Raw genomic sequence first — 23,840 nt, forward strand, 5'->3', positions numbered from 1 at the left:
GGAGCGGTACACGAGGCTCGAACTCGTGACCTCGACCTTGGCAAGGTCGCGCTCTACCAACTGAGCTAGTACCGCATTTTTATTTCTTCAGTTATCTTACGTTGGTGCGCGACAGGTCGCGTTCAACATTCTAGCAACTGAGCTAGTACCGTATTTTTATTTCTTCAGTTATTTTACGTTGGTGCGCGACAGGTCGCGTTCAACATTCTAGCAACTGAGCTAGTACCGCACTTTTATTTCTTCAGTTATTTTACGTTGGTGCGCGACAGGTCGCGTTCAACATTCTAGCAACTGAGCTAGTACCGTATTTATTGATGGTAATTCAATCACTCAAACACACTAACCCCGCGTGGGTTATCGTCTTGAGCGGGGCAGGATTCTACAATAATGAGCTCTATTTGCAAGTGTTTTTTATAAATTAAAAAACTTTTCTCTGTAGACCTTCAATTCCATAATCGAATCGATAATATCATCCAAAGCAAGATGTGAGCCTTTTTTGTTCACTTGAGCAAGAACTTCAGGCTTCCAACGGCGCGCTAATTCTTTAATAGTACTTACATCGAGATTTCGATAATGAAAAAAGTCTTCAAGTTCGCGCATATACTTATTCATAAAGCGTCTATCTTGCCCAATAGAGTTACCACACATTGGCGAAGCGCCAGCTGGTACCCATAGCTTTAAAAACGCTAAAGTTTGCTCTACAGCATAGGCTTCATCAAAGGTACTTGCCTTACAACGAGCAGTTAAACCTGACTTACCGTGCTGAGTGGTACACCACTCGTCCATACCATTTAGTAATTCATCACTTTGATGAATAGCTATAGTTGGTCCTTCGGCTAATATATTCAAATCTGCGTCAGTGACAACAGTCGCAATTTCGAGTATTTTATCGGTCTCGGGTTCGAGCCCTGTCATTTCAAGGTCGAGCCAAATTAAATTTGATTTATTAATAGTCATAATTACCTAAGCGGTGCTTTCCTTTAGATCCAACGCATTTCGATATATCATATTAGCATCATACGTCGAGCTAAAGCTTTTTTTAGGAAAGTCGACATTTAACTAAGGTTATAGGCCTCCAGTGGCAAAACAGAAAAAATTAAGTAAAGGTCAATCTCGTCAGATTAAGGCCAACCATCAAAAGCGTATTAACAGCGCAGATGCAAAACCGGCTAAAAAAGGGGCGCAAGAGTGGCAAACCGATAATTTAGGTCAAGTAGAAAGCGCCGTTGTAATTAGTCGTTTTGGTCAGCATGCCGATGTCGAAACTGAAAATGGCGATGTACTTCGCTGTAATATACGCCGTACTGTGTCTAATTTAGTGTGTGGCGATGAAGTATTATTTCGTCGTGCAAAAGTAAGCGAAGGTGATTTAGCTGGTGTAATTGAAGCCACGCAAGAGCGTCGCTCACAACTTACCCGCCCTGATTTTTACGATGGCGTAAAAGTAATTGCAGCAAATATAGACCAAATATTAATGGTATCGGCTGTATTACCTGAATTTACCCCTAGCATTATCGATCGTTATTTAATTGCCTGTGAAGATATGGGCATTGAGCCAATTTTAGTGCTCAATAAAATTGATTTGATTGATGCTGAAGGTCTTGCCGCAATAGATAAAATCCTCGATATATACCGTAGGCTCGACTACAAGGTATTACTTGTTAGTAATATATCGAGCGAAGGTATAAACGAATTAAAAGAAGTACTTGTTGGGAAAAATAATATTTTTGTTGGGCAAAGTGGCGTAGGTAAATCTACCCTAGTTAATACCGTACTACCCGATGCAGCAATATTAACTAAAGAAGTATCTGAAAACAGTGGCTTAGGGCAGCACACTACAACTGTATCGCGCCTCCACCACTTACCAAGTGGCGGTAACTTAATCGATTCACCAGGAATTCGTGAGTTTGGGTTATGGCACTTAGATGTTGAGCGTGTAACGTGGTGCTTTAAAGAATTCAGAGAATTTATAGGCGGATGCCGTTTTAGAGACTGTAAACATTTAAACGATCCGGGCTGTATAGTTAAAGAAGCTGTCGCTGATGGAAAAATTTCGCAATTGCGTTTTGACAGCTACCACCGAATTTTAGAAACAATGGCTGATGGTCGTGCAGGCTCTCGCGCGCCTCGCGTATAATTTAGGAAAAAACTGTGAGTTTAGACAAATTTAAAATCGCAATGCAGTATGCAATGCCAAAACATTTTATTTCACGCGTGGTGGGTAAATTAGCCGCAGCTAAAGCGGGTGCGTTAACCACCACGTTAATTAAACTATTTATTAAGCAATACAAAGTAGATATGAGTGAAGCGCAATATCCAGATCCCGCTCATTATAAAAGCTTTAATGAATTTTTTACTCGCCCTTTAAAAGACGGCATGCGTCCAATGGTCGAAGATAGCAATATTATTATTCATCCAGTGGATGGCGCAATCAGCCAGCTAGGCGATATTGTTGACGGACAGCTAATACAAGCTAAAGGTCACGATTACAGCTTACAAGCGCTATTGGGCGGCTCACAAGACGACACTATACCGTTTTTAGGCGGTAAGTTTGCGACTATTTATTTAGCACCAAAAGATTACCACCGTATTCATATGCCAGTTGATGGTACGCTAAGTAAAATGATTTACGTACCCGGTGATTTATTTTCAGTGAATCCGCTTACAGCGCAAAACGTGCCTAACTTGTTTGCACGTAACGAACGTGTAGTAGCAATTTTTGAAACTGAAATTGGTCCGCTTGCTATGGTGCTTGTTGGCGCAACAATAGTGGCAAGTATAGAAACTATTTGGGCAGGTACAGTAACGCCACCAGCAGGTAGTGATGTATTTAGTTGGAAATACCCAACCACTGGCGATAACGCTATCACGCTTAAAAAGGGTGACGAAATGGGTCGCTTTAAATTAGGCTCTACTGTGGTACTTGCATGGGGTGCTGATAAAGCTGAAATACTGGACGATCAATTACCAGAAGTGGTTACTCGCTTAGGTACTGCGTTTGCAAAAATTAACGACTAAAATCAATCGTTAATTAGAAATCAAAAAAACCCCGTTTAATTAACGCGGTTTTTTGTTGTAGACGTAGCCCATCACGCCAGCAAGCTGTGCGTCTACGGTGTTTATTACATCGAATTTGACATGAAACGCGCTGTGTTGTAGACGTAGAGCTTGCTCACGTTAAAAGCGCTGCTTTTAGCTTATACCTACTTGCAGGCTGCACCGTTTATATTTTTATGGGCTTCCCCCATAACGCCAGCAAGCTGTGCGTCTACGGTGTTTATTACATCGAATTTGACATGAAACGCGCTGTGTTGTAGACGTAGAGCTTGCTCACGTTAAAAGCGCTGCTTTTAGCTTATACCTACTTGCAGGCTGCACCGTTTATATTTTTATGGGCTTCCCCCATAACGCCAGCAAGCTGTGCGTCTACGGTGTTTATTACATCGAATTTGACGTGAAACGCGCTGTGTTGTAGACGTAGAGCTTGCTCACGTTAAAAGCGCAGCTTTTAGTTTATACCTACTTGCAGGCTGCACAGTTTATATTTTTATGGGCTTCCCCCATAACGCCAGCAAGCTGTGCGTCTACGGTGTTTATTACATCGAATTTGACGTGAAACGCTGTGTTGTAGACGTAGAACTTGCTCACGTTAAAAGCGTCAGCTTTTAGTTTATATCTACTTGCAGGCTGCACCGTTTATATTTTTATGGGCTTCGCTCATCACGCTAGCAAGCTGTGCGTCTACGGCGTTTATTACATCGAATTTGACGTGAAACGCTGTGTTGTAGACGTAGAGCTTGCTCACGTTAAAAGCGTCAGCTTATATCTACTTGCAGGCTAGGCTACACCGTTTATATTTTTATAGGCTTCGCCCATCACGCCAGCAAGCTGTGCGTCTACGGCGTTTGTTACATCGAACTTGACGTGAAACGCTGTGTTGTAGACGTAGAGCTTGCTCACGTTAAAAGCGTCAGCTTTTAGCTTATACCTACTTGAAGGTTACACCATTTATATTTTTATAGGCTCCCTCCATCACGCCAGCAAGCTGTGCGTCTACGGCGTTTGTTATATCGAATTTGACGTGAAACGCGCTGTGTTGTAGACGTAGAGCTTGCTCACGTTAAAAGCGTCAGCTTTTAGTTTTTTAACGCCGCATGTAATAACAGGCACAAGCCCCTCAAAAACCTATTTTCCACACTCTTTACACTCTAAATCTTTAATCACTTTAAAGTGCTGTTGTTTTAAGGTGAGCGCATCAAAGGTTATAAACACGCCCCCCTCTGCATGCCCCAGCAATAAGTTAAGCGTAAGTTGCGCCTGCATAGAGCCTATTACACCAAGTAGCGGGCTAATTACTCCTGCGTTACTGCAATTTATAACTGGTGTAGCTTCACTTTGTGGAAAAACACAGCCATAGCACGGGCTATCATTTTGCCTAAAATCAAAGCCCATTAACTGCCCTTTAGTTGCCAATGCAGCACCCGAAATTAACGGTGTTTTATTAGCAATACAATAACGATTAACGCAATAGCGAGTGCTAAAGTTATCAGAGCAATCAAGTACGATGTCAGCACCTTTTAGCATGTTAGCTGCATTACTCTTATCTAACTTTTGGCAATGCGTTACTATTTTTATTTGATTATTAAGACTCGCTAATATTTTACCCGCTGCAGCCACCTTGTTTTGCCCTAAGTGGTTTATTTTATAAAGCACTTGACGCTGTAAGTTTGAAAGCTCAACTTCGTCATCATCAATTAAAATAAGCGTTCCAACACCCGCAGCGGCTAAATATAAAAGTGCAGGACTACCTAACCCGCCAGCACCCACGACTGCAACCGTTGAGGATTTAAGTGCTAACTGCCCTTCAAGCCCAACTTCTTCAAGCAATAAATGGCGACTGTAACGTAGGGTTTCTTTATCGCTTAGCTCATTCACTTTTACTGACCTTGTTAGTATTAATACGCAGTACTTATGGCTACTTGCAGAGCGCTTATAGCCTCTACGTAATTATCAGCCTCGGTAATCGCACGCACTACGGCAACACTGCCTACGCCGGTTTTAGCTACCTGCTCAGCACGGCTTAAATCAATACCGCCTATCGCCACTGTTGGATAGCTTTGCATAAGCGGTACAAATTTAATCAGCTTTTCAAGACCTTGTATTTGGCCTGTCATGTCTTTCGTGGTGGTTGGGTAAATAGCACCAAATGCCATGTAACTAGGGCGATAATTATGAGCACGCAGCATTTCATAAAAGCCATGGGTAGAAAGCCCAAGCCTTAACCCAGCGTCTTTAATAGCGGCTAAATTAGCAATCTCTAAATCCTCTTGTCCTAAATGCACGCCATATGCACCGTGCTTAATAGCTAACTGCCAGTAGTCGTTTATAAAAACCTGTGCGTTGTATTGCTTGCCCAGCTCAACAGCTTGCTTAATGAGCTCATCAAGCTCGTCTTGCGTTTTATTTTTAACGCGTAACTGCGCTGTTTTAATGCCTTGTTGTAAGCATTTTTCTAGCCAATCGGTACTATCTACAACCGCATATAAACCAAGCGATTTACTTTCACAAGGTGAAAAATCAGCAGCCATATTAAAATCAAGCGGCACATCAAAATCTAGTTCATCGCCCAGCCAGCTACCTGGCTCAATTACTTGTGGGTAGTCAGCTAAATTAGTGGGGAACGAGGTCTGAGCAACCGGCCCAATCCCCTCGCCGTATCGAACAGACTGTTTTAGTCCTTGGTTTATATACGCTTTAGCTAAAATAAATGCATCTTTTAATGGGTAGTCTTTAGCTAAACACGCAGCAATGACCGAAGCCATGCTACATCCGGTGCCGTGGTTATGCGGTGTTTGTATTTTTTGGTTGCCTAACCAGTATTCTTCACCATTTTGCATATTACTATCAATACAATAATCAATGCAGTAGCCACTTGGGTAATCCCAATGTCCGCCTTTAATAACAACGGCTTTAGCGCCCCAGCTTAATAACTTATTAGCCGCTTCTTTTATTGCAGTCGGACCAATTAAATACACACCGGTTAATAACTGTGTTTCGTGTGTGTTTGGAGTTATTACATCTACCAGCGGCAGTAAACATTCTTTTATTGCGCTTACCGTGTCTTCTTCTGTTAGTAAGTCACCGCTTGAGGCAATAGCGACAGGGTCATATACAATAACGGGAGGCACTGGCCATTTAGCTTTATAATGACTTATATGCTCGCTGATTAACTGAATTTGCTGCACGTTGGCTAACATGCCAATTTTTATCACTTTGGCTTTCATGTCTTTTTCGAGTGCAAGTAACTGCGATTCAATAATCTCAGTTGACACTGCATTAATAGCTTCTACACCTAAACTATTTTGCGCAGTCAATGCTGTAATAGCAGTACACCCATGTACACCAAAACTTTGCATTGCTTTTATGTCTGCTTGAATGCCTGCACCGCCGCCAGAATCAGAGCCGGCAATTGTCCATACTACGTTATTCATATTTGTCTCCTCACAGCGATTACATTGAACTAACGAGCTATTTAATTAGATAAAATGCTCATATTTTTAATAAAACTGCTATTTTTCTTGGTGCCAAAATGGCATGCCCATTGTTGGGGTTGATGGAGCTGCAACGTCTTTTTCAGGCATCGCTTTTGCTTTGTATGCAAAGCGCCCTGCTTCAACTGCGGCTTTAAATGCGCGGCTCATAGTGATTGGGCAGCCAGCACCTGCAATGGCTGAATTTAATAATACCGCATCATACCCCATTTCGAGTGCTTGGCAGGCATGTGATGGCAAACCTAAACCAGCATCTACTATCAATGTGGTATCAGGTAGGCGTTCTCGAATAGTTTTTAAATTATAGCTATTTAACAATCCCTTACCGGTGCCTATTGGTGCTCCCCATGGCATAAGCACCTCACAACCTAGCTCATTTAAACGCTGGCAAAGTACTAAGTCATCGGTGCAATAAGGCAATACTTTAAAGCCATCATCAATCAATATTTTTGTCGCTTCAAGCAATGCAAAAGGATCTGGTTGTAAATTGTAATCATCGCCAATCAGCTCTAGCTTTATCCAATCGGTGGCAAATACCTCTCGGCACATTTTTGCAAGCGTTATAGCTTCTTTAACACTGTGACACCCTGCGGTATTAGGGAGTATTTTTAAACCTGTATTTTTTATTAACTGCCAAAAGTCATCACCGGCTGCTGCACTTTGCTGGCGCCTAAGCGAGACGGTTACAATTTCAGCCCCAGAGGCGACTATCGATTGGGTCATAATGTCGGGCGATGGGTAGAGCGCAGAGCCTATTAATAAGCGACTCTTTATTTTCTCTCCATAAATATTTAAACAGTCTTTAGTTTGCATAAGCCTTATCCGCCTTGAATAGGCGACAATAGCTCAATATTGTCGCCTTTATTAAGTACATAGTTACCGTGCTGACTTTGTGGAATAAATTCGCCATTAACAGCCACAGCAAAAGGCGCGACTGCACCAAAACTTTGAAGTACCTCAACGAGTGCTTTGCTATTAACATTAAGTAGCTCACCATTAATTGTAATGTTCATTTTATTCTCACTCTATTCGTGAAATTACTTCAGCTACTAATGCTGGCGCCAACATATAACCATGGCGATACAATCCATTAATGCTAATTACACTGCCAACTTGTGATACTTCTGGGCGGTTATCACTAAATGCGGGCCGCAATCCGGTTTGAATATTAAGTAGTCGTGCTTCGGCAAATCCGCTGTGTACGGTATAAGCCGCTGAAAGTAACTCAAGAGTTGAGCGCACTGTTGCCGCGCCGCTGTCTTGTGACTCTATTTCAGTCGCACCTATTACATATTCATTATTGGGTTTAGGCGCTATATAAATTGGATAACGCGGGTGCATTAAACGCACTGGTCGCGTTAAACTGACCTCTGGTGCGTATAACCTTGCTACTTCGCCACGCACGCCTCTAAGCGGTTTATCACTTTGAGTATTTTTAGCACCAAGCCCACGACAATCTATAATGTAATCGAATGGTCGATTGTTTATTTTGTTGTCGCTAATGGTTACGCGCTGATTAAATACAAATTTTACTTTGCGTTTATTGAGCTGTGTAAAACTGGCTTTATAAAATGCTTGGTTATCTATTTGTCCCTCGCAGGGTAAAAATAGACCTTGATTAAAACGCCCTGCAAGTTCAGGTTCAAGCATTGTAATTTGCTGGGTATTCACATGCTCAGCAGTATAACCAGCTAACGGTTTTATACGTTGTGCAAAGCTTTGTAAATCGCCTTTATCTTGCTGATGCGCAATTACCAAAGTGCCTTGCTGCTGAAAAAAAACGTCACTTTCAAGCTCAGCAATAATGCCGGGCCAGCGCTTCATTGAATCAAGACCCATTAAAGCTAAATCAGCCTCGCATAACACCGACTCAGCAAGCGGGGCGAGCATTGCCGCAGCTACTTTGCCCGCACTATTTTTTGTATGCTCGTCGTCCGCTTCAAAAACAGTCACTTGGTGCTGTTTACTTAGCCCAAGCGCTGCCAACCTGCCCGCTAAACCAAACCCAACCACCGCAATGTTATAAAACATAAAAACCTCCAAAAGCAGTTATTAGTAATACAAGTAGATGAGAATTTACTTCGCGCCTCTAAAATCAATTAAAAAGCGAGGCATAAAATCTCATCTATCATTTATATCTAACTTCTAGCCGATAATTACTTTATACCGCTTTGTGGTAAATCTCTGAGCCTGTTTGCTTAAACTCAGCTGACTTAGCTTTCATTTCGGCTTCTACATCAATCATTTTTATTTCAATAGCGTCGCCAGCGTTGTTTGGATCAATACCGCGTGATTCGAGATCTTTAGCGTAATCGCGTACTTCTTGGCTAATTTTCATTGAACAAAATTTAGGACCACACATAGAACAAAAGTGAGCAACTTTACCTGATTCTTGCGGAAGGGTTTCGTCGTGATACTCGCGAGCTCGGTCTGGATCTAAACCAATATTAAATTGGTCGTACCATCTAAACTCAAAGCGCGCTTTAGACAATGCGTTGTCACGCTCTTGCGCGCCTGGGTGCCCTTTTGCTAAATCGGCGGCATGTGCAGCTATTTTGTAAGTAATTAAGCCTTCTTTAACATCTTCTTTATTTGGCAGACCTAAATGCTCTTTAGGTGTTACATAACAAAGCATTGCACAGCCGTACCATGCTATTTGAGCAGCACCAATACCTGAGGTAATATGGTCGTACCCTGGTGCAATATCGGTCGTTAGCGGACCTAATGTATAAAATGGCGCTTCGTCACAATGTTTTAATTGCTCGTCCATATTGGCTTTAATCATGTGCATTGGCACATGTCCTGGACCTTCAATAAATACCTGCACGTCGTGCTTCCACGCAATTTTAGTCAGTTCACCTAATGTACGTAGCTCACTAAACTGCGCTTCATCGTTGGCATCAGCAATCGAACCAGGGCGAAGCCCATCACCTAATGAAAAACACACATCGTATTGTTTTAAAATTTCGCAAATATCTTCAAAGTGCGTGTATAAAAAGTTTTCTTTATGATGCGCTAAACACCATTTAGCCATAATTGAGCCACCGCGCGACACAATACCGGTTACACGTTTAGCGGTCATTGGTACATAACGAAGTAATACACCGGCATGAATAGTAAAGTAATCAACACCCTGCTCGGCTTGCTCAATAAGCGTATCGCGAAAAATTTCCCACGTTAAATCTTCAGCCACACCGTTTACTTTTTCAAGTGCCTGGTAAATAGGTACTGTGCCAATAGGTACAGGCGAGTTACGTACAACCCATTCGCGGGTTTCGTGAATGTAACGCCCAGTCGATAAGTCCATTACGGTGTCTGCGCCCCAGCGGGTAGACCACACCATTTTTTCTACTTCTTCTTCAATAGATGAGCTGACCGATGAATTACCAATATTGGCGTTAACTTTTACTAAAAAGTTACGACCTACAATCATAGGCTCTGTTTCTGGGTGATTAATATTGTTTGGTAAAATAGCGCGACCACGGGCTATTTCGTCGCGTACAAATTCTGGAGTGATAAATTCAGGAATACTCGCGCCAAACGACTCGCCTTTATGCTGCGCCGCAAGTAATTCTTTACGAATTTCTGCACGCCCCATATTTTCGCGAACAGCTACATATTCCATTTCAGGAGTAATAATCCCTTGGCGTGCGTAATGCATTTGCGTTACGTTTTTGCCTGTTTTACCACGGCGAATTTTTGGAAGGTGATCAAACCGAATATGATCCAGCCCTTCATCTGCCATACGTTGCTGCGAAAACTGCGACGTAACTGACTCTAAAACTTCTGTATCACCACGGCTTTCAATCCATTGTTCACGGAATTTTGGTAAGCCTTTGCGTACGTCTAGTTCAAAATTAGGATCGGTATACGGACCCGACGTATCGTAAACACGTAGCGGATCGTTTGACTCATAAACAGGGTTTTCATCTGTACCGCCAATAAACGTATCACTTAATGTAATTTCACGCATACCAACGCGCACGCCAGGTTGAGCACCTTCAACGTATACTTTATGAGAGTTTGGGAACGGTTGACCCGTTAAGTTATAAATATATTCAGACGCGGCAGCACGAGTTTCTCGGCGCGACGCTTTATTTGTAGTATTTGACATGACTTACCTCATTGCTTAAGGATTGTCTTGCCAGATATTCCGAGGAATAGAGAAAGATCGTAAAGTAGCGTTTATGCTACTTTGCAGCCTAAAATAATTAAAATCACTTTATTGTGCGCATAAAAAAAGACGCACAAGCGTCCCATTTTAGGCAGCTTGTTCCCTACGCAGGTATTAACCTGATCAGGTTCACGGATCCCGCTTTCGCGATCTCAGCCACAAACTAATTACTTAGCTTTGGCACTCCGACAAGTATTGATATATAAATTCTGTTCGTTGATTTGAAAATACTATCCATCAAATCTGCGCTGAGTGTACGTCAGTTAAAAATTGCCCGCAAGGGGCTGTTTTTCAAAAATTCAAAATTATTTAGGAATAAACACAAATGTTTGCTCGCCTTGCATGACTAATTGTTGGTCTTGCATTTTAAGCTCTGCACCTTGTTTAAGCGCTTTTAACAACTGTTGCTCAAACTCATCAAGTTCTTCGCCGCACGACTTTCTAGTCATACCAATTTTGTTTACAGTTAGGCTACTCTCTTCAAGCTCACCTTCACCAAAAAACTTATTACACCCAGCAAAACCATTTACTTGTAGCGCTTCAATAAAACTCATTGAGGCATTAAAAGAAGGCGGAATTGCTAAACCATCTACACGTGATAATTGCCATTGCGTGTATTTAAGCTGCTCACTAGTAACCGTCCCTGTCGATGCGCAACCAACACACAAACCGATTACAAGCATCGGTATTGCTGCTAATTTCATACTATTGCTAACTCATTGTATAATTACTTTAATAATAACAATATTTATGCGATTTATCCGTTAATAATGCATGTTTTAAATGTAAATTTTGTTCTATGATAGTTTAAAAGTTGTTCTTTTAATCATTAAGTTGTAGTTTTGAACACGTTATTTATTTGCTCCGGTAAAAAAGGTCGTCCTTTTTCATTAACCGCAGTTCCTATTACTAATGCATTAAGCATTACTTTTTCATCGTGCTTACGAACTATCGTTTGCTTAAAACCAAACTTTAAACGGCTAATACGCAAAGGCTCTACAACAACATAAAATTCATCACTCGGTAATAGTGAGTGTTTATAATCCATTTCACTGCGCATAACAACAAGGTGAATTTTATCTTTTGTAAGTTGAGCAAAATCAACTCCATGTGCGTATAAAAACTCATGGCGAGCGTGTTCTAAATAATTAAAATATACACTGTTGTTTACAATACCTTGTAAGTCACATTCGTAATCACGTACTTTAAAGTCTACTTTAAAGGTCATATTAGTAATCCTGATTATTTAACGTATAATTGCCGCGTTTATAGCATATGTGTTGAAATAATTGCTACCATACGAGTCCCTAAAATGGAGTTAAGTAACCCAATGAACTTACGTTTGTCTTTAATTACCGCAGCAATATTGCCGCTGTTCGGTGCACCACTTGTAGCTCACGCTGATGATAGCGACCTAGAAAAAATTGTTGTTACCGGCGATTTCCAACGAGAAAGCATTCAAACTTTAAGCGCTAGTGCAAGCTTATTCAGTGAAGACGAAATTAATCAACGTGGTGCAAGTTACTTAGATGAAATTTTAGGCAGTGCTGCCAATGTTAATTTTGCATCGGGGGCATCGCGTGGTCGTTATATTCAAATTCGTGGCGTGGGACTTCGTTCACAATTTGTAGATCCGATCAATCCATCAGTGGGTTTAGTTATTGATGGTATTAACTATTCAGGCCTTGGTGGCAGCTCGTTATTATTTGATATTGACCAAGTAGAAATTTATCGCGGGCCGCAAGGTACACGCTTTGGCGCAGACGGCATGGCAGGTATGATCCAAATGCAGTCAGCTAAGGCAACAAACGATCCTAGCTTAAAATTACAGGTAGGCGCAGGCACTTATAACAGCCGAGAAGCAGGTCTTGCAGCAAGTACAGGCTTAACCGACGATACAAGCGCTCGCGTTAGTTACTTTAGAAGAAAGTCAGATGGTTATGTAGATAACCTATATTTAGACGACGAAACTCAACAGCAAGACGAACAAGTAGCGCGTTTCAAATTAAACAGCCAACTCACAGCTGATTTACATACCGAATTAAACCTTCACTACATCGATATTAATAACGGCTACGATGCGTTCACTCTCGATAACAGTCGCAACAGTGTTGCCGATGAGCCTGGTCAAGATAATCAAGAAAGCTACGCAATTGGTCTCGCTAATACCTACACCGGTCTTGATGCATTCGATGTAAATCTAAATTTATCAGCCATTGATACCGAGTTACTTTATAGCTTTGATGAAGACTGGGTATGTAATGATGCAAGTGAGCCACAGTTATGTGCTGCTGGTTTACATCCTGATGGATACAGCTCAACAGATCTTTACAGCCGCGATCGCGATGATCAATCAGTCGACCTACAATTTAATTCTAAAACGGGTAATTGGGTTGCCGGTATTTATTACCAAAGCCGTGATGTAGATTTAGAACGCCAATACACGTGGCTAGCAAGCCCATTTACATCAACATACGAAACCAGCAATATTGCTGTATATGGTCAAGTAGCAACACCAATTGGTCCTAAAACGACATTAATTACTGGTTTACGTGTTGAGCAATACCAAGGTGACTACACCGATAGTAACGGCTTTATAGAAGATACTGACGATGTAATGGTTGGCGGTAAAATTGCTCTAGAATATCAAGTAATTGATCGTACCATGATCTACACCAGCATAACCCGTGGCTACAAAGCCGGCGGTATTAACTCAGAAGCACTAGCGAAAGCTAAAGATGAAGGCTTGAACCTAAGCGCTGACTTTTTCCAACAACATACTAGTTTTGATCCTGAGTATTTATGGAGTGGTGAATTTGGTGTTAAAGGCTCATCACTTGATGACAAATTTACGCTTCGCTTAGCTGCATTTTACATGCACCGCGACGACATCCAGTTAAAAGCATGGCAAGTAGAAGGTCAGCAATTTACCGGTTATGTTGATAACGCAAGCTCTGGCAGTAACTACGGACTTGAAATTGAAGGTAGTTACCAAGTAACTGATAACTTATTTGTTACCGGCAGCGCTGGTTACTTAGAAACAGAAATAGATGATTTTGTAACGCAGTCTGGCTTAAATCAAGATGGTCGCGAACAAGCACAATCGCCTAAATATCAATATGCTTTTACTGCTCGCTATAACTTTACAAGTGAGCTTTACGGTATGATTGGTGTTGAAGGTAAAGATAATTACTACTTCTCTGATAGCCACAACTCACAAGCACCAAACAGCAACTTAGTTAATTTAAGCTTTGGCTACGAAGCTGATATGTGGGCAGTACGTGCATGGGCTCGTAACGTGTTTGACGAAACAGTACCTACTCGTGGTTTTGAATTTGGTAATGACCCACAAGATGGTTACGCAACGCATACATACACACAACTAGGTGAACCTCGCGTAGCAGGTGTCACGTTTACGCTTAATCTGTAAAACACAGCAGTTGGCTTTCAAATGAAAGCTTTCAGCAAGTAATAAAAAACACCGCGTTTAATTTAAACGCGGTGTTTTTTATTTATAGGTGAGGTTTTATACCTCGCTTTTTATAAAGTTAAATTACACGAGCGCGAAATAAATTCGCACCTACAGGTTTGGCGTATGTTGTTGGGTTTGATTTTTATTGTAGGTTTGATTTTTATTGTAGGTTTGATTTTTATTGTAGGTGAGGTTTTATACCTCGCTTTTTATAAAGTTAAATTACACGAGCGCGAAGTAAATTCGCACCTACAGGTTTGGCGTATGTTGTTGGGTTTGATTTTTATTGTAGGTGAGGTTTCATACCTCGCTTTTTGCTTTTTAAAATATTAAAGCCAAGTTACACGAGCGTGAAATAAATTCGCACCTACGGTTCGGGTCTACATTTTTATTGTAGGTGAGGTTTTATACCTCGCTTTTTACTTTTTAAAATATTAAAGCCAAGTTACACGAGCGTGAAATAAATTCGCACCTACAAGTTTGCTACTTGCGCCTACAGGCAAAGCATCACGCTCTTTGCACGTCAAACGCAATTACGTCTTTAATTTTTTGTTTATTGGTTGCTAGCATTACAAGCCTATCAATCCCCAAAGCAACACCTGCGCATTGCGGTAACCCATGCTCTAGCGCTTTAATTAAACGCGTATCCATTGGCACTTGCTTTAAACCGTTATTAGCCCGATATTCGTTATCGTCGTTAAACCGTTTAGCTTGCTCGCTGGCATTAGTGAGTTCGTTAAAACCATTCGCTAATTCCATATTTTTATAATAAAGCTCAAAGCGCCCTGCTACGCGTGCATCGTGTTCACAAATTTGTGCAAGTGCCGCTTGAGAAGCTGGAAAATGATAAACAAAACACGGTTTTTCTTGCCCTATCGTTGGCTCTAGCTTCATACAAAACAATAATTGTAGCAAAGTGTCTTTATGCGTTTCGTTTTTGGCTATATCAGCAAATCCTTGCTCACAGGCAAGTTGCTTTAATTGCTCTATGTTTGCTGTTAACGGATCGAGCCCTAATGCTTGTTCAAACGCTTGCTGATAAGTAAGCCTTGTTGCCGGCTCTACACCTAAAACGAGCTGCATTAGTTCATCCATTTCATCCATTAAAGCAAATTCATCAAAGCCTGGGCGATACCATTCCAGCATAGTAAATTCTGGATTATGATGACTACCCGCTTCTTCATTTCTAAATGCTTTACAAAGCTGAAAAATAGCGCCTGAGCCTGCCGCTAACAAGCGCTTCATAGCAAACTCTGGAGATGTTTGTAAAAACAATGAAAGTCCATCAGCGTGCCCTGGACCTACAAATGTGGTATTAAAACTGGCTAAGTGCACGTCGGTTACACTCGCACCACTCAAACTTGGCGTTTCTACTTCTAAAACATCACGCGCATAAAAAAACTCACGAATGCGACGTAATATTGCTGCACGTTGCTTTAGTGTTTCAATACTTGCGCTAGGTGCCCAAAGATCTGCTGACATATTTTCTCCAAAAAAAATCCCAGCGTAAGCTGGGATTTATTAAGCTGAGTTAAGTGTTACTTAACACGGCTTACGTATTCACCGTTACGAGTGTCTACTTTAATTACTTCGCCAATTTGTACGAATAATGGAACTCGTACTACAGCACCAGTACTAAGCGTTGCTGGTTTACCGCCAGTGCCCGCTGTATCACCTTTAAGACCAGGATCTGTTTCAGTGATCTCAAGCTCAACAAAGTTAGGTGGAGTAACTGCAATAGGGCTGCCATTCCATAATGTAATTGTACATAGGTCATTTTCAACTAACCATTTTACTGCATCGCCTAGTGCTTTTTCGTCAGCGGCAATTTGCTCAAATGATTCGTTGTTCATGAAATGCCAAAATTCGCCGTCTGTGTATAGATACGCTAAATCTGTATCCATTACATCAGCACCTTCAACTGATTCACCCGATTTAAAGGTTTTTTCAAGCACCTTACCAGAGATAAGTTTACGGATACGAACACGGTTAAACGCCTGACCTTTACCAGGTTTTACCATTTCATTTTCTAAGATACTGCAAGGCTCGCCGTCCATCATAATTTTTAGGCCGCCCTTGAACTCGTTGGTGCTATAATTCGCCATCGTTTCCTCTATTTATATTTTTTCGAGTAATCTACGTGCCAATGATACAAAGAAATGAAGCAAATTTGCATAAAAACTGGCAAAAAGAATTAGCAAATGTAGTTACCTGCCCAAAAACCTTGCTTGAAATGGTCGGTTTATCGAGCCAAGTCCATGAAAACGACCTAAAAGCCCGTAGTTTATTTCCGGTACGCGTGCCTATCCCTTTTATAAAAAAAATACGCAAAGGCGATCCAAACGATCCCCTTTTGCTGCAAGTAATGCCACGTCATCAAGAGTTTTTAACTAAATCGGGTTTTAATAAAGATCCCCTACTTGAGCAAGATAACGACCAACCTGGCCTTTTACATAAGTATAAATCACGTGTTTTGGTCATGTTTAAAACCGGCTGTGCTGTAAATTGTCGTTACTGTTTTAGAAGGCATTTTCCGTATCAAGAAAATCAGCTCAATAAAAAAAGTCTGCTTGAAACACTGAGCTATATAAAATCAGATGCTGATATTAACGAAGTAATTTTAAGTGGTGGCGATCCACTTATGGCAAAAGATGATGCAATAAGCTGGTTTTTAGATGAGCTTGAGCAATTACCACAAATTAAACGAATGCGAATTCATAGCCGTTTGCCAGTGGTTATTCCTGCGCGAGTTACCGATGAGTTATGTGAGCGATTAGCAAAATCGCCATTAAAAATTATTTTTATTAATCACATAAACCACGCCAACGAAATAGACGCTGACTTTAAAGCCGCAATGCAAAAACTTAAAGTTGCAGGCGTTACGCTTTTAAACCAGGCTGTTATTTTAAAAGATATAAACGACACCGTTGATGCGCAAATAAACCTAAGCGAAGCATTATTTGATGCAGACGTATTGCCATATTATTTATATTTACTTGATAAAGTTGAAGGGGCGAGCCACTTTGATATTAACGAAGCACAAGCAATTGAAATAATGGCAGAGCTATTAAAAGCTCTGCCTGGATTTTTAGTGCCTAAATTAGTAAGAGAAATAGGTGGTCAAAAAAGCAAAACACCTATCGATCTTAAGCTAATTTAAGCTAGCATTTAAACGTATATATTTACGTTATTACCCAATGATGCAGTTACCGATTTAGCCGGTGTTTGCGCACTTGACGATTGTGCAGCACCTTCAATAAGTGCAAGAGCCGCCGCGCCATCTGCTAATTGCTGCTTTTTAGATAAAGCAGCGCTGTAAAGCTCACTGCCTTGGCCTGAGCCAGAAACAGCGGGTAAACTTGTGCCTGATATATTCATATAACAAACCTGACTTTTAAATGTAATCCAAGTATTATGTCGGCAATGCAGTGCAAAGCTTTAGGAAAACCATGGATTCTATTATTGAACAACTCAATGCCAACTTAAAAATTGTTTACCGTCAGGCACTTGATGCTGACAAAAAACTCGACGAGCTTCAACAGCAAGGTCTCGGTAAGTTTAAAGCCTTATTTACTGCCGATTCAGGCTTTAACTTTGAAGCTAAACGTTTTAAACCGTATGTACTTGATGTGGCAGCCGATGTCGAAAGCTTATCTACCGATGGTTTTAACGAAGAAAAGCTTAAAACAACCGTTATTAAGTTACAGCAAATCCTAACGCTGCTAGCTACTTTTAAGTAATACCAATCAGCTTAAAAATAAAAATGCCGCTATTTAGCGGCATTTTTATGTTAGGGCTGTTTATTTTTCGAGGTTGAACAAGTTTCAATCCTCAAAGGTCAACACTTCCTAATCTAAACTCGGTAATATTTGCTCACCAAACCACTCTGTCAGTAAACGTTTTTCGTAATAAAACGACTCATCTCTACCCATTTTAATCTTATTCATAAAGCCCATATCTTTAAGCTCTACGTCACTATCTTTACTAAGTACGGTACCGTCTTTGTCGGTTAAGGAATAGTCTATTTTGATGCGTGGGAAGTAGATTGGTTTTACTACGCGAATTTCATCCATACCGCCGTAACGCACGTCACCCGCTAAATCTAAATCGATAAATTCTACATTTAATTTATAATCTGTTGGCAACTGCTCTGCTAATTTAGCCATATGCTTTTCAAAACTAGCGGCAATATTTTTATGATACGAACCTTTAGCTTGGTTTGATGGGCGTACATCGCGATAATCATTAAAGTCATGCCATTTAACAATTGACTCGCCTGCATGAGCAAATGCAGGTAATGCTATACACATTGCCATTGCTATTTTTTTAACTGAATTCATATCTTTCTCCACAAAAGGGGGTCTAACTACAATAGTGTAGTTAGGGTAAGCACTGTATCAATATTAAAATATTTAGTACTCTACTATTAATATACCAATACTCAGTACTACATTTATATTAGCAGCTATTTATTAACTATAACTTAATCACGAACCTAAGTAGCGTCTAAAGTACATAAAAATATAGAGAAAAATAAGTTAACTGCCTTATTAAAGAAAGACCTAATTTAAACAATAAAAATTACAGATAAAGCATGTAAATAATCGTAATGTATGTTGAAATTAATACAACTGAAAATGTTACCCATGGAGCTTTTATGACTATTTTAGTAACCGGCGGCGCAGGCTATATTGGCTCACATACCGTTTTAGAACTTCTACAGCAAGGCAAAGATGTTGTTGTTATTGATAATTTAAGTAACTCATCACAAGAATCACTCACACGTGTAAAAAAAATCACAGGCAAAGACGTTACTTTTTACCAAGGCGACATTCTCGATAAATCTTTTTTAGATTCTGTATTTGCTAAGCACACTGTTGATAGTGTTATACATTTTGCGGGCTTAAAGTCAGTGGGAGAATCGGTTGCTAAACCGGTTGAATACTACCAAAACAACGTACAAGGTACTTTAACGCTTGTTGATGCTATGCGTGACGCTGGTGTATTTAAGTTAGTATTTAGCTCATCTGCTACTGTATACGGCGACCCTGCTAGCTTACCTATTAAAGAAGACTTTCCTGTAGGCGGTACTACAAATCCGTACGGCACATCTAAACTTATGGTTGAGATGATGCTGCAAGACATTGTTAAATCAGACGAGCGCTTTGCGTTTGCTATTTTGCGTTACTTTAATCCTGTTGGCGCGCACGAGTCGGGCTTAATTGGTGAAGATCCTAATGGTATTCCAAACAACCTTTTACCATTTATAGCGCAAGTTGCGGTAGGTAAATTAAAACAACTTGCTGTTTTTGGCGATGACTACGATACCGTTGATGGCACTGGCGTGCGCGATTACATACACGTAGTAGATTTAGCAATTGGTCATTTAAAAGCGCTCGATAAAATAGCGACTAACACGGGTGCGTTAGTTTATAACCTAGGTACTGGTAACGGATATTCTGTACTACAAATGGTTAACGCATTTATTAAAGCTAGCGATCAAGCTGTGCCATATCAAGTTTCACCTCGTCGCCCTGGCGATATTGCAGCTTGTTATGCCGCACCAGAAAAAGCACTTAACGAACTTGGTTGGGAAGCTGTGCGCGGTATAGACGCGATGATGCAAGATACATGGCGCTGGCAATCAAACAATCCCAACGGTTATAAAGGATAAGTAAAAAAACATAAAACATAGAAATCACGAGCTTTGCTCGTTACGCCAGCAAGCTGCGCGTCTACAAGTAAATTTAACCACAGCGTTAAGTTTTGGCTGTAGGCGCAGAGTTGCTCACGCGAAAAGCGCCGCTTTTAATATTTATAATGAATAGCTGTTCATTGATTTCTCTAAAGTGAAGCGCCCTCTTAACCTCTTTGTGAATAAATTACTTAAAATACGATTGCACAAAAAGAAGTGAAAAAGGGGTAAATGAGAAGACACCAAAGAATAGAAATTACGAGCTTTGCTCGTCACGCCAGCAAGCTGCGCGTCTACAAATAAAGTTTAACCACAGCGTTAAGTTTTGCTCATCACGCCAGCAAGCTGCGCGTCTACAAATAAGTTTAACCACAGCGTCAAATTTTGCTCGTCACGCCAGCAAGCTGCGCGTCTACAAATAAGTTTAACCACGGCGTCAAATTTTGCTCGTCACGCCAGCAAGCTGCGCGTCTACAAATAAGTTTAACCACAGCGTCAAATTTTGCTCGTTACGCCAGCAAGCTGCGCGTCTACAAATAAGTTTAACCACGGCGTCAAATTTTGCTCGTCACGCCAGCAAGCTGCGCGTCTACAAATAAGTTTAACCACAGCGTCAAATTTTGCTCGTTACGCCAGCAAGCTGCGCGTCTACAAATAAGTTTAACCACGGCGTCAAATTTTGCTCGTCACGCCAGCAAGCTGCGCGTCTTCAAGTAAATTTAACCACAGCGTTGAGTTTTGGCTGTAGGCGTAGAGCTTGCTCACGCGAAAAGCGTCGCTTTTAATTACTTATATTTAAAAGCGAATATTTTTATTATGTCTGTGCCCACTGTCTTAACAAGTTGTGATAAACCCCTGTTAATCTAATAATCTCAGGGCTATCTTGTACTTTTTCACGTAAGCCTTGAATAGACGTATCTAAATCAAACAGTAAACCGCGTTTTTCGTCGCTATTAACCATACTCTGTAACCAAAAAAACGAGGCTAATCTACGTCCGCTTGTTACTGGCATTACACGATGTAAACTGGTTGATGGATACAACACCATGCTTCCTGCTGGCAGCTTTACACTGTGCGAGCCATAGGTATCTTCAATTACAAGTTCGCCGCCCTCGTAATCCTCTGGTTCATTAATAAATAAGGTCATTGATATATCGGTACGCACTTTTACTGGCGTACCTGGCACTTGTCTAATCGCATTATCAACATGCACACCAAATGATTGCCCGCCTTGATAGCAATTAAAGAGCGGAGGAAAGATCTTTGCGGGAAGTGCAGCCGACATAAACAAATCGTTACGTGCAAGTGCGGCCATAACAATGTCGCCAAGTTCTCGGCATTCAGGGCTGTTTTCAGGAAGTTGTAAGTTGTTTTTTGCTTTGGTTGATTGATGCCCTGCGGTAATACTGCCATCAGCCCATTGCGCTTTGAGTAAAACCTCATGGCAATAAGTAACTTCTTCTTTAGTTAATAACTGCGGTATTTTAACTAACATGTGCGCCCTCTCACATAACAATATAATCTAAATAAGCATTTGAATAAATTAGTGAATTAAATAAATTTCAAACTCAATTAGGTTGGTATTATAAATAACTAAGGGCAGAAATATCTGCCCTTAGTTATTATGCACTCTTTAACTAAAATTTAAAAAGAGTAGCTTGCCGTTAAGCTAAATTTACGCCCACTACCTGGTACAAAGTGACCACCGCCAAGTTGGTCAACGTAATCTTTGTCGCCAAGGTTTTCACCGTTAAGTTGTAAGCTCAAATCTTTTGATACGTCATAAGCAACCATAAAGTCAAAAATAGTGTAGCCTGGCGCACGAGAGCGTGTTGAAGTTGTGCCATTGTAACGCTCATCTACATATTGCGCGCCTACACCAAACGATAATTGCTCAGACACGTCATAGGTAGTCCACACACTTGCGCTATTTTTAGGTGTACGAGCAAGTTCGTTACCAATTTGAGATATGTCATCACCAAGTGCTTTAGTCACTTCACTATCTTGATAAGTGTATGATGCAATAACAGTCCAATCTTTAGTAATTAAGCCAGTAGCAGAAAGCTCTAAGCCTCTCACTCTTTGCTCACCACCAAGTAATTCATCTGAAGTATCATCAGCAAAAGGGCTGTCAGTACGGGCATTCGTTTTTTCTGTACTGAATAATGCTGCATTTGCTTGTAAGCGACCGTCAACTAAACTCCACTTAGTTCCTAACTCATAACTGCGGCTTTCTTCGGCATCTAAATCGGCTGCATTACTGCGAGTAGAAACAGTAAGACTTTCAGCAGATGGGTTAAATGAATTACCCGCGCCTAAATAAATACTGCCATTTTCTACTGGTTTATACACAACAGCTGCATTCCAACTAAATAAGTCATCGCTTGTTGTAATTAACGCACTTGGATCATCGTAATCATTATGATAATCAGTAGTGAAGCTATCAAAACGAACTCCACCCGTTACTTCCCATTGCTTATTAAGCGTTATAGTATCGAATGCATAAATAGCTTGGTTTTTAGCTTTTGCTTCTATGCTTGTACCATCACGACCATATACACCTGTAAATGCAATTGTTGCATCTGGGTTGTATAAATCGTTACGTATTCCGTCTTCAATTAAATTGTCTGGTGTAGTTGCAACAAAGTTGTAACGGGTAAATGTTTCATTAGCAAGTTCAACACCTACCACTACATCATGAGTAAAACCAGCAAACTGGTAATTACCAATTAAATCGAGCTGGAATGCAACAAGCGAGTTATTTGTATCACGTGTTTTTTCATCAGCAAATGTTATATCTGTATCAGTTGTCACCGAAAAATAACGCGGTGCGGTTGTTACAGACTCACGCTTAACAGTACCAATTCGCGCTTGAGCACGAACCATAGTATTTTTTGAAAAATCATATTCATAACGTGCAGTTGTTGAATAAGCTTCAATATCTTCGTAATCACGGTAAATATTACCGTAAAAGTTATCAAAATCGACAGGAGAAGGCGAACGCGCGCTATCTGCAAGCTCAGCTACAGGCGTATCGCTGTAAACCCAAGGAATGCCGTAATCAGGTAAGTTGTCTTGACGTTGATACTCAAAATTTATATCAAAGCGACTATCAGTGCCCAGCCCCGTTGCAAATGCAACTGCAATAGCATTTGTTTCGTTTTCAACATAATCACGGCCAGCAACATCGCCTTTATCAGCAAGTAAATTTATACGTAACGCACTCGTTTCGTTTACTTCAATATTGGTATCAAAGCGACCACGGTAATCATTTTCAGTTCCTAAACGCAGTGAAACATCGTTAAACTCACCTAATGTTGCTTTTTTAGTTTCTAGGTTAACACTACCACCCGTAGCACCACGACCAGATACAGCAGAGCCAGGACCTTTAGCTACTTCAACCGCTTCAATGTTATAAATATCGCGCGTGTAGCCTGCAATATCACGAATGCCATCAACAAAAATGTCATTTGTAGCGCTAAAACCACGAATAGACATGCTATCGCCAGTAGGTGAGCCACCTTCACCAGCAGCTAAAGAAATACCTGACACATTACGTAGTGCATCTTGTAAGCTATCTACGTTTCGGTCTTTCATTACCGCTTGGTTAATTACAGTGACTGTTTTAGCAGTATCTAATAGCGGTTGAGTATATTTATGCGATGTTGATTCTTCCACAACATAGCTAGACTCTGCCTTAGTTTGCGCTTTTGTTACCGATAGTTCTTGAACATCTTGTGCACTTGCCCAAGTTGAAAGAGTCGCTGTAACAACCGCTGCAATTGGCTTTATGAAGGCATTTCCTTTATTCGATGGCTTACTCATGGTTACTCCGAGGTTTTGTTAAGCACTTAACTATTGTTAATTGAAGGTACATATTTAATTTCGGCAGAATCCTACCACCACAATAACGCAATGTAAACGATAATTGTTATCAGTTGTGTTGTT

General features: G+C 40.8%; 21 protein-coding genes, 1 tRNA gene and 1 riboswitch. Of the genes, 6 read left to right on the forward strand and 16 right to left on the reverse strand.

What is annotated here, in order from left to right; genetic code table 11:
* Positions 1 to 2: 2 nt before the first annotated feature.
* Positions 3 to 75, reverse strand: a tRNA-Gly gene (locus I6F65_RS12625).
* A gap of 336 nt (positions 76 to 411) precedes the next feature.
* Positions 412 to 957, reverse strand: a complete 546-nt coding sequence (gene orn, locus I6F65_RS12630; RefSeq protein WP_024613049.1) for an oligoribonuclease — start codon at positions 955 to 957, stop codon at positions 412 to 414.
* A 121-nt stretch (positions 958 to 1,078) separates the two neighbouring features.
* Between orn and rsgA the strand changes: the two genes are divergently transcribed.
* Both rsgA and asd read left to right on the forward strand, forming a co-directional pair.
* On the forward strand, positions 1,079 to 2,137 hold the full coding sequence (gene rsgA, locus I6F65_RS12635) for a small ribosomal subunit biogenesis GTPase RsgA (RefSeq protein ID WP_197113138.1): 1,059 nt from the start codon (positions 1,079 to 1,081) through the stop codon (positions 2,135 to 2,137).
* A gap of 14 nt (positions 2,138 to 2,151) precedes the next feature.
* Complete coding sequence (gene asd / locus I6F65_RS12640; RefSeq protein WP_197113139.1) at positions 2,152 to 3,018, forward strand: archaetidylserine decarboxylase; 867 nt, start codon at positions 2,152 to 2,154, stop codon at positions 3,016 to 3,018.
* 1,167 nt (positions 3,019 to 4,185) lie between these two features.
* Here the strand turns inward: asd and I6F65_RS12645 are convergent.
* From I6F65_RS12645 to I6F65_RS12680, 8 genes are all read right to left on the reverse strand, one after another.
* A complete protein-coding gene (locus I6F65_RS12645; RefSeq protein WP_197113140.1) occupies positions 4,186 to 4,935 on the reverse strand; it encodes a ThiF family adenylyltransferase in 750 nt (249 codons plus the stop codon).
* 20 nt (positions 4,936 to 4,955) lie between these two features.
* The gene (gene thiE / locus I6F65_RS12650) at positions 4,956 to 6,491 is read right to left on the reverse strand and encodes a thiamine phosphate synthase (RefSeq protein ID WP_197113141.1); all 1,536 of its coding nucleotides are present in this window, start codon (positions 6,489 to 6,491) and stop codon (positions 4,956 to 4,958) included.
* 78 nt (positions 6,492 to 6,569) lie between these two features.
* Positions 6,570 to 7,364, reverse strand: coding sequence for a thiazole synthase (locus tag I6F65_RS12655; RefSeq protein WP_197113142.1), 795 nt, complete (start codon positions 7,362 to 7,364; stop codon positions 6,570 to 6,572).
* Between the two features lie 5 nt (positions 7,365 to 7,369).
* Entirely contained in the window at positions 7,370 to 7,564 is a 195-nt protein-coding gene (gene thiS / locus I6F65_RS12660) for a sulfur carrier protein ThiS (RefSeq protein WP_197113143.1), read from the reverse strand.
* 7 nt (positions 7,565 to 7,571) lie between these two features.
* Positions 7,572 to 8,582 (reverse strand): FAD-dependent oxidoreductase, encoded by a 1,011-nt coding sequence (locus tag I6F65_RS12665; protein WP_197113144.1) that lies wholly within the window; start codon positions 8,580 to 8,582, stop codon positions 7,572 to 7,574.
* A gap of 130 nt (positions 8,583 to 8,712) precedes the next feature.
* Positions 8,713 to 10,665 carry a phosphomethylpyrimidine synthase ThiC gene (gene thiC, locus I6F65_RS12670; RefSeq protein WP_166114447.1) on the reverse strand — a complete coding sequence of 651 codons (1,953 nt, stop codon included), beginning with the start codon at positions 10,663 to 10,665 and terminating at the stop codon, positions 8,713 to 8,715.
* A gap of 143 nt (positions 10,666 to 10,808) precedes the next feature.
* Positions 10,809 to 10,923: riboswitch (TPP riboswitch) on the reverse strand.
* Between the two features lie 107 nt (positions 10,924 to 11,030).
* Positions 11,031 to 11,429 carry an META domain-containing protein gene (locus I6F65_RS12675; RefSeq protein ID WP_331461421.1) on the reverse strand — a complete coding sequence of 133 codons (399 nt, stop codon included), beginning with the start codon at positions 11,427 to 11,429 and terminating at the stop codon, positions 11,031 to 11,033.
* A 125-nt stretch (positions 11,430 to 11,554) separates the two neighbouring features.
* Positions 11,555 to 11,953, reverse strand: a complete 399-nt coding sequence (locus I6F65_RS12680) for a thioesterase family protein (protein WP_024613059.1) — start codon at positions 11,951 to 11,953, stop codon at positions 11,555 to 11,557.
* An 84-nt stretch (positions 11,954 to 12,037) separates the two neighbouring features.
* On the opposite strand from I6F65_RS12680, the gene I6F65_RS12685 reads away from it, so the two are divergent.
* Positions 12,038 to 14,155, forward strand: a complete 2,118-nt coding sequence (locus tag I6F65_RS12685) for a TonB-dependent receptor (RefSeq protein WP_197113146.1) — start codon at positions 12,038 to 12,040, stop codon at positions 14,153 to 14,155.
* A gap of 549 nt (positions 14,156 to 14,704) precedes the next feature.
* Here the strand turns inward: I6F65_RS12685 and epmA are convergent.
* Both epmA and efp read right to left on the reverse strand, forming a co-directional pair.
* On the reverse strand, positions 14,705 to 15,679 hold the full coding sequence (epmA, locus tag I6F65_RS12690; RefSeq protein ID WP_197113148.1) for an elongation factor P--(R)-beta-lysine ligase: 975 nt from the start codon (positions 15,677 to 15,679) through the stop codon (positions 14,705 to 14,707).
* 56 nt (positions 15,680 to 15,735) lie between these two features.
* Entirely contained in the window at positions 15,736 to 16,302 is a 567-nt protein-coding gene (gene efp, locus I6F65_RS12695; RefSeq protein ID WP_024609725.1) for an elongation factor P, read from the reverse strand.
* Positions 16,303 to 16,343: 41 nt separating this feature from the next.
* On the opposite strand from efp, the gene epmB reads away from it, so the two are divergent.
* Complete coding sequence (epmB, locus tag I6F65_RS12700; RefSeq protein WP_029880356.1) at positions 16,344 to 17,357, forward strand: EF-P beta-lysylation protein EpmB; 1,014 nt, start codon at positions 16,344 to 16,346, stop codon at positions 17,355 to 17,357.
* Positions 17,358 to 17,365: 8 nt separating this feature from the next.
* On the opposite strand, the gene I6F65_RS12705 is transcribed toward epmB, so the two are convergent.
* Complete coding sequence (locus tag I6F65_RS12705; protein ID WP_002960797.1) at positions 17,366 to 17,575, reverse strand: hypothetical protein; 210 nt, start codon at positions 17,573 to 17,575, stop codon at positions 17,366 to 17,368.
* 71 nt (positions 17,576 to 17,646) lie between these two features.
* Between I6F65_RS12705 and I6F65_RS12710 the strand changes: the two genes are divergently transcribed.
* Positions 17,647 to 17,937, forward strand: a complete 291-nt coding sequence (locus tag I6F65_RS12710) for a prephenate dehydrogenase (RefSeq protein ID WP_197113150.1) — start codon at positions 17,647 to 17,649, stop codon at positions 17,935 to 17,937.
* 108 nt (positions 17,938 to 18,045) lie between these two features.
* Here I6F65_RS12710 and I6F65_RS12715 read toward each other — a convergent pair whose 3' ends face one another.
* Positions 18,046 to 18,537, reverse strand: coding sequence for a DUF3016 domain-containing protein (locus I6F65_RS12715; protein ID WP_166114455.1), 492 nt, complete (start codon positions 18,535 to 18,537; stop codon positions 18,046 to 18,048).
* A 317-nt stretch (positions 18,538 to 18,854) separates the two neighbouring features.
* Between I6F65_RS12715 and galE the strand changes: the two genes are divergently transcribed.
* Positions 18,855 to 19,871, forward strand: coding sequence for a UDP-glucose 4-epimerase GalE (gene galE / locus I6F65_RS12720; RefSeq protein ID WP_024609728.1), 1,017 nt, complete (start codon positions 18,855 to 18,857; stop codon positions 19,869 to 19,871).
* Positions 19,872 to 20,706: 835 nt separating this feature from the next.
* Here the strand turns inward: galE and I6F65_RS12725 are convergent.
* A complete protein-coding gene (locus tag I6F65_RS12725) occupies positions 20,707 to 21,387 on the reverse strand; it encodes a Fe2+-dependent dioxygenase (protein ID WP_166114461.1) in 681 nt (226 codons plus the stop codon).
* A 149-nt stretch (positions 21,388 to 21,536) separates the two neighbouring features.
* Entirely contained in the window at positions 21,537 to 23,717 is a 2,181-nt protein-coding gene (locus I6F65_RS12730; RefSeq protein ID WP_197113152.1) for a TonB-dependent siderophore receptor, read from the reverse strand.
* Positions 23,718 to 23,840 lie beyond the last annotated feature (123 nt).

It is taken from the genome of Pseudoalteromonas sp. SWXJZ94C (genome assembly GCF_015864385.1).
In the GTDB taxonomy this organism is placed as follows: Bacteria; Pseudomonadota; Gammaproteobacteria; order Enterobacterales; family Alteromonadaceae; genus Pseudoalteromonas.

Bases quoted from the DNA above. Each gene is read 5' to 3' on its own strand.
- thiC (WP_166114447.1), bottom strand. From the start codon at position 10,665: ATGTCAAATACTACAAATAAAGCGTCGCGCCGAGAAACTCGTGCTGCC.
- I6F65_RS12730 (WP_197113152.1), bottom strand. From the start codon at position 23,717: ATGAGTAAGCCATCGAATAAAGGAAATGCCTTCATAAAGCCAATTGCA.
- galE (WP_024609728.1), top strand. From the start codon at position 18,855: ATGACTATTTTAGTAACCGGCGGCGCAGGCTATATTGGCTCACATACC.
- efp (WP_024609725.1), bottom strand. From the start codon at position 16,302: ATGGCGAATTATAGCACCAACGAGTTCAAGGGCGGCCTAAAAATTATG.
- I6F65_RS12685 (WP_197113146.1), top strand. From the start codon at position 12,038: ATGGAGTTAAGTAACCCAATGAACTTACGTTTGTCTTTAATTACCGCA.
- thiE (WP_197113141.1), bottom strand. From the start codon at position 6,491: ATGAATAACGTAGTATGGACAATTGCCGGCTCTGATTCTGGCGGCGGT.
- orn (WP_024613049.1), bottom strand. From the start codon at position 957: ATGACTATTAATAAATCAAATTTAATTTGGCTCGACCTTGAAATGACA.
- I6F65_RS12710 (WP_197113150.1), top strand. From the start codon at position 17,647: ATGGATTCTATTATTGAACAACTCAATGCCAACTTAAAAATTGTTTAC.
- epmB (WP_029880356.1), top strand. From the start codon at position 16,344: ATGATACAAAGAAATGAAGCAAATTTGCATAAAAACTGGCAAAAAGAA.
- I6F65_RS12675 (WP_331461421.1), bottom strand. From the start codon at position 11,429: ATGAAATTAGCAGCAATACCGATGCTTGTAATCGGTTTGTGTGTTGGT.
- I6F65_RS12680 (WP_024613059.1), bottom strand. From the start codon at position 11,953: ATGACCTTTAAAGTAGACTTTAAAGTACGTGATTACGAATGTGACTTA.
- I6F65_RS12725 (WP_166114461.1), bottom strand. From the start codon at position 21,387: ATGTTAGTTAAAATACCGCAGTTATTAACTAAAGAAGAAGTTACTTAT.
- epmA (WP_197113148.1), bottom strand. From the start codon at position 15,679: ATGTCAGCAGATCTTTGGGCACCTAGCGCAAGTATTGAAACACTAAAG.
- I6F65_RS12715 (WP_166114455.1), bottom strand. From the start codon at position 18,537: ATGAATTCAGTTAAAAAAATAGCAATGGCAATGTGTATAGCATTACCT.
- I6F65_RS12665 (WP_197113144.1), bottom strand. From the start codon at position 8,582: ATGTTTTATAACATTGCGGTGGTTGGGTTTGGTTTAGCGGGCAGGTTG.
- I6F65_RS12705 (WP_002960797.1), bottom strand. From the start codon at position 17,575: ATGAATATATCAGGCACAAGTTTACCCGCTGTTTCTGGCTCAGGCCAA.
- thiS (WP_197113143.1), bottom strand. From the start codon at position 7,564: ATGAACATTACAATTAATGGTGAGCTACTTAATGTTAATAGCAAAGCA.
- I6F65_RS12655 (WP_197113142.1), bottom strand. From the start codon at position 7,364: ATGCAAACTAAAGACTGTTTAAATATTTATGGAGAGAAAATAAAGAGT.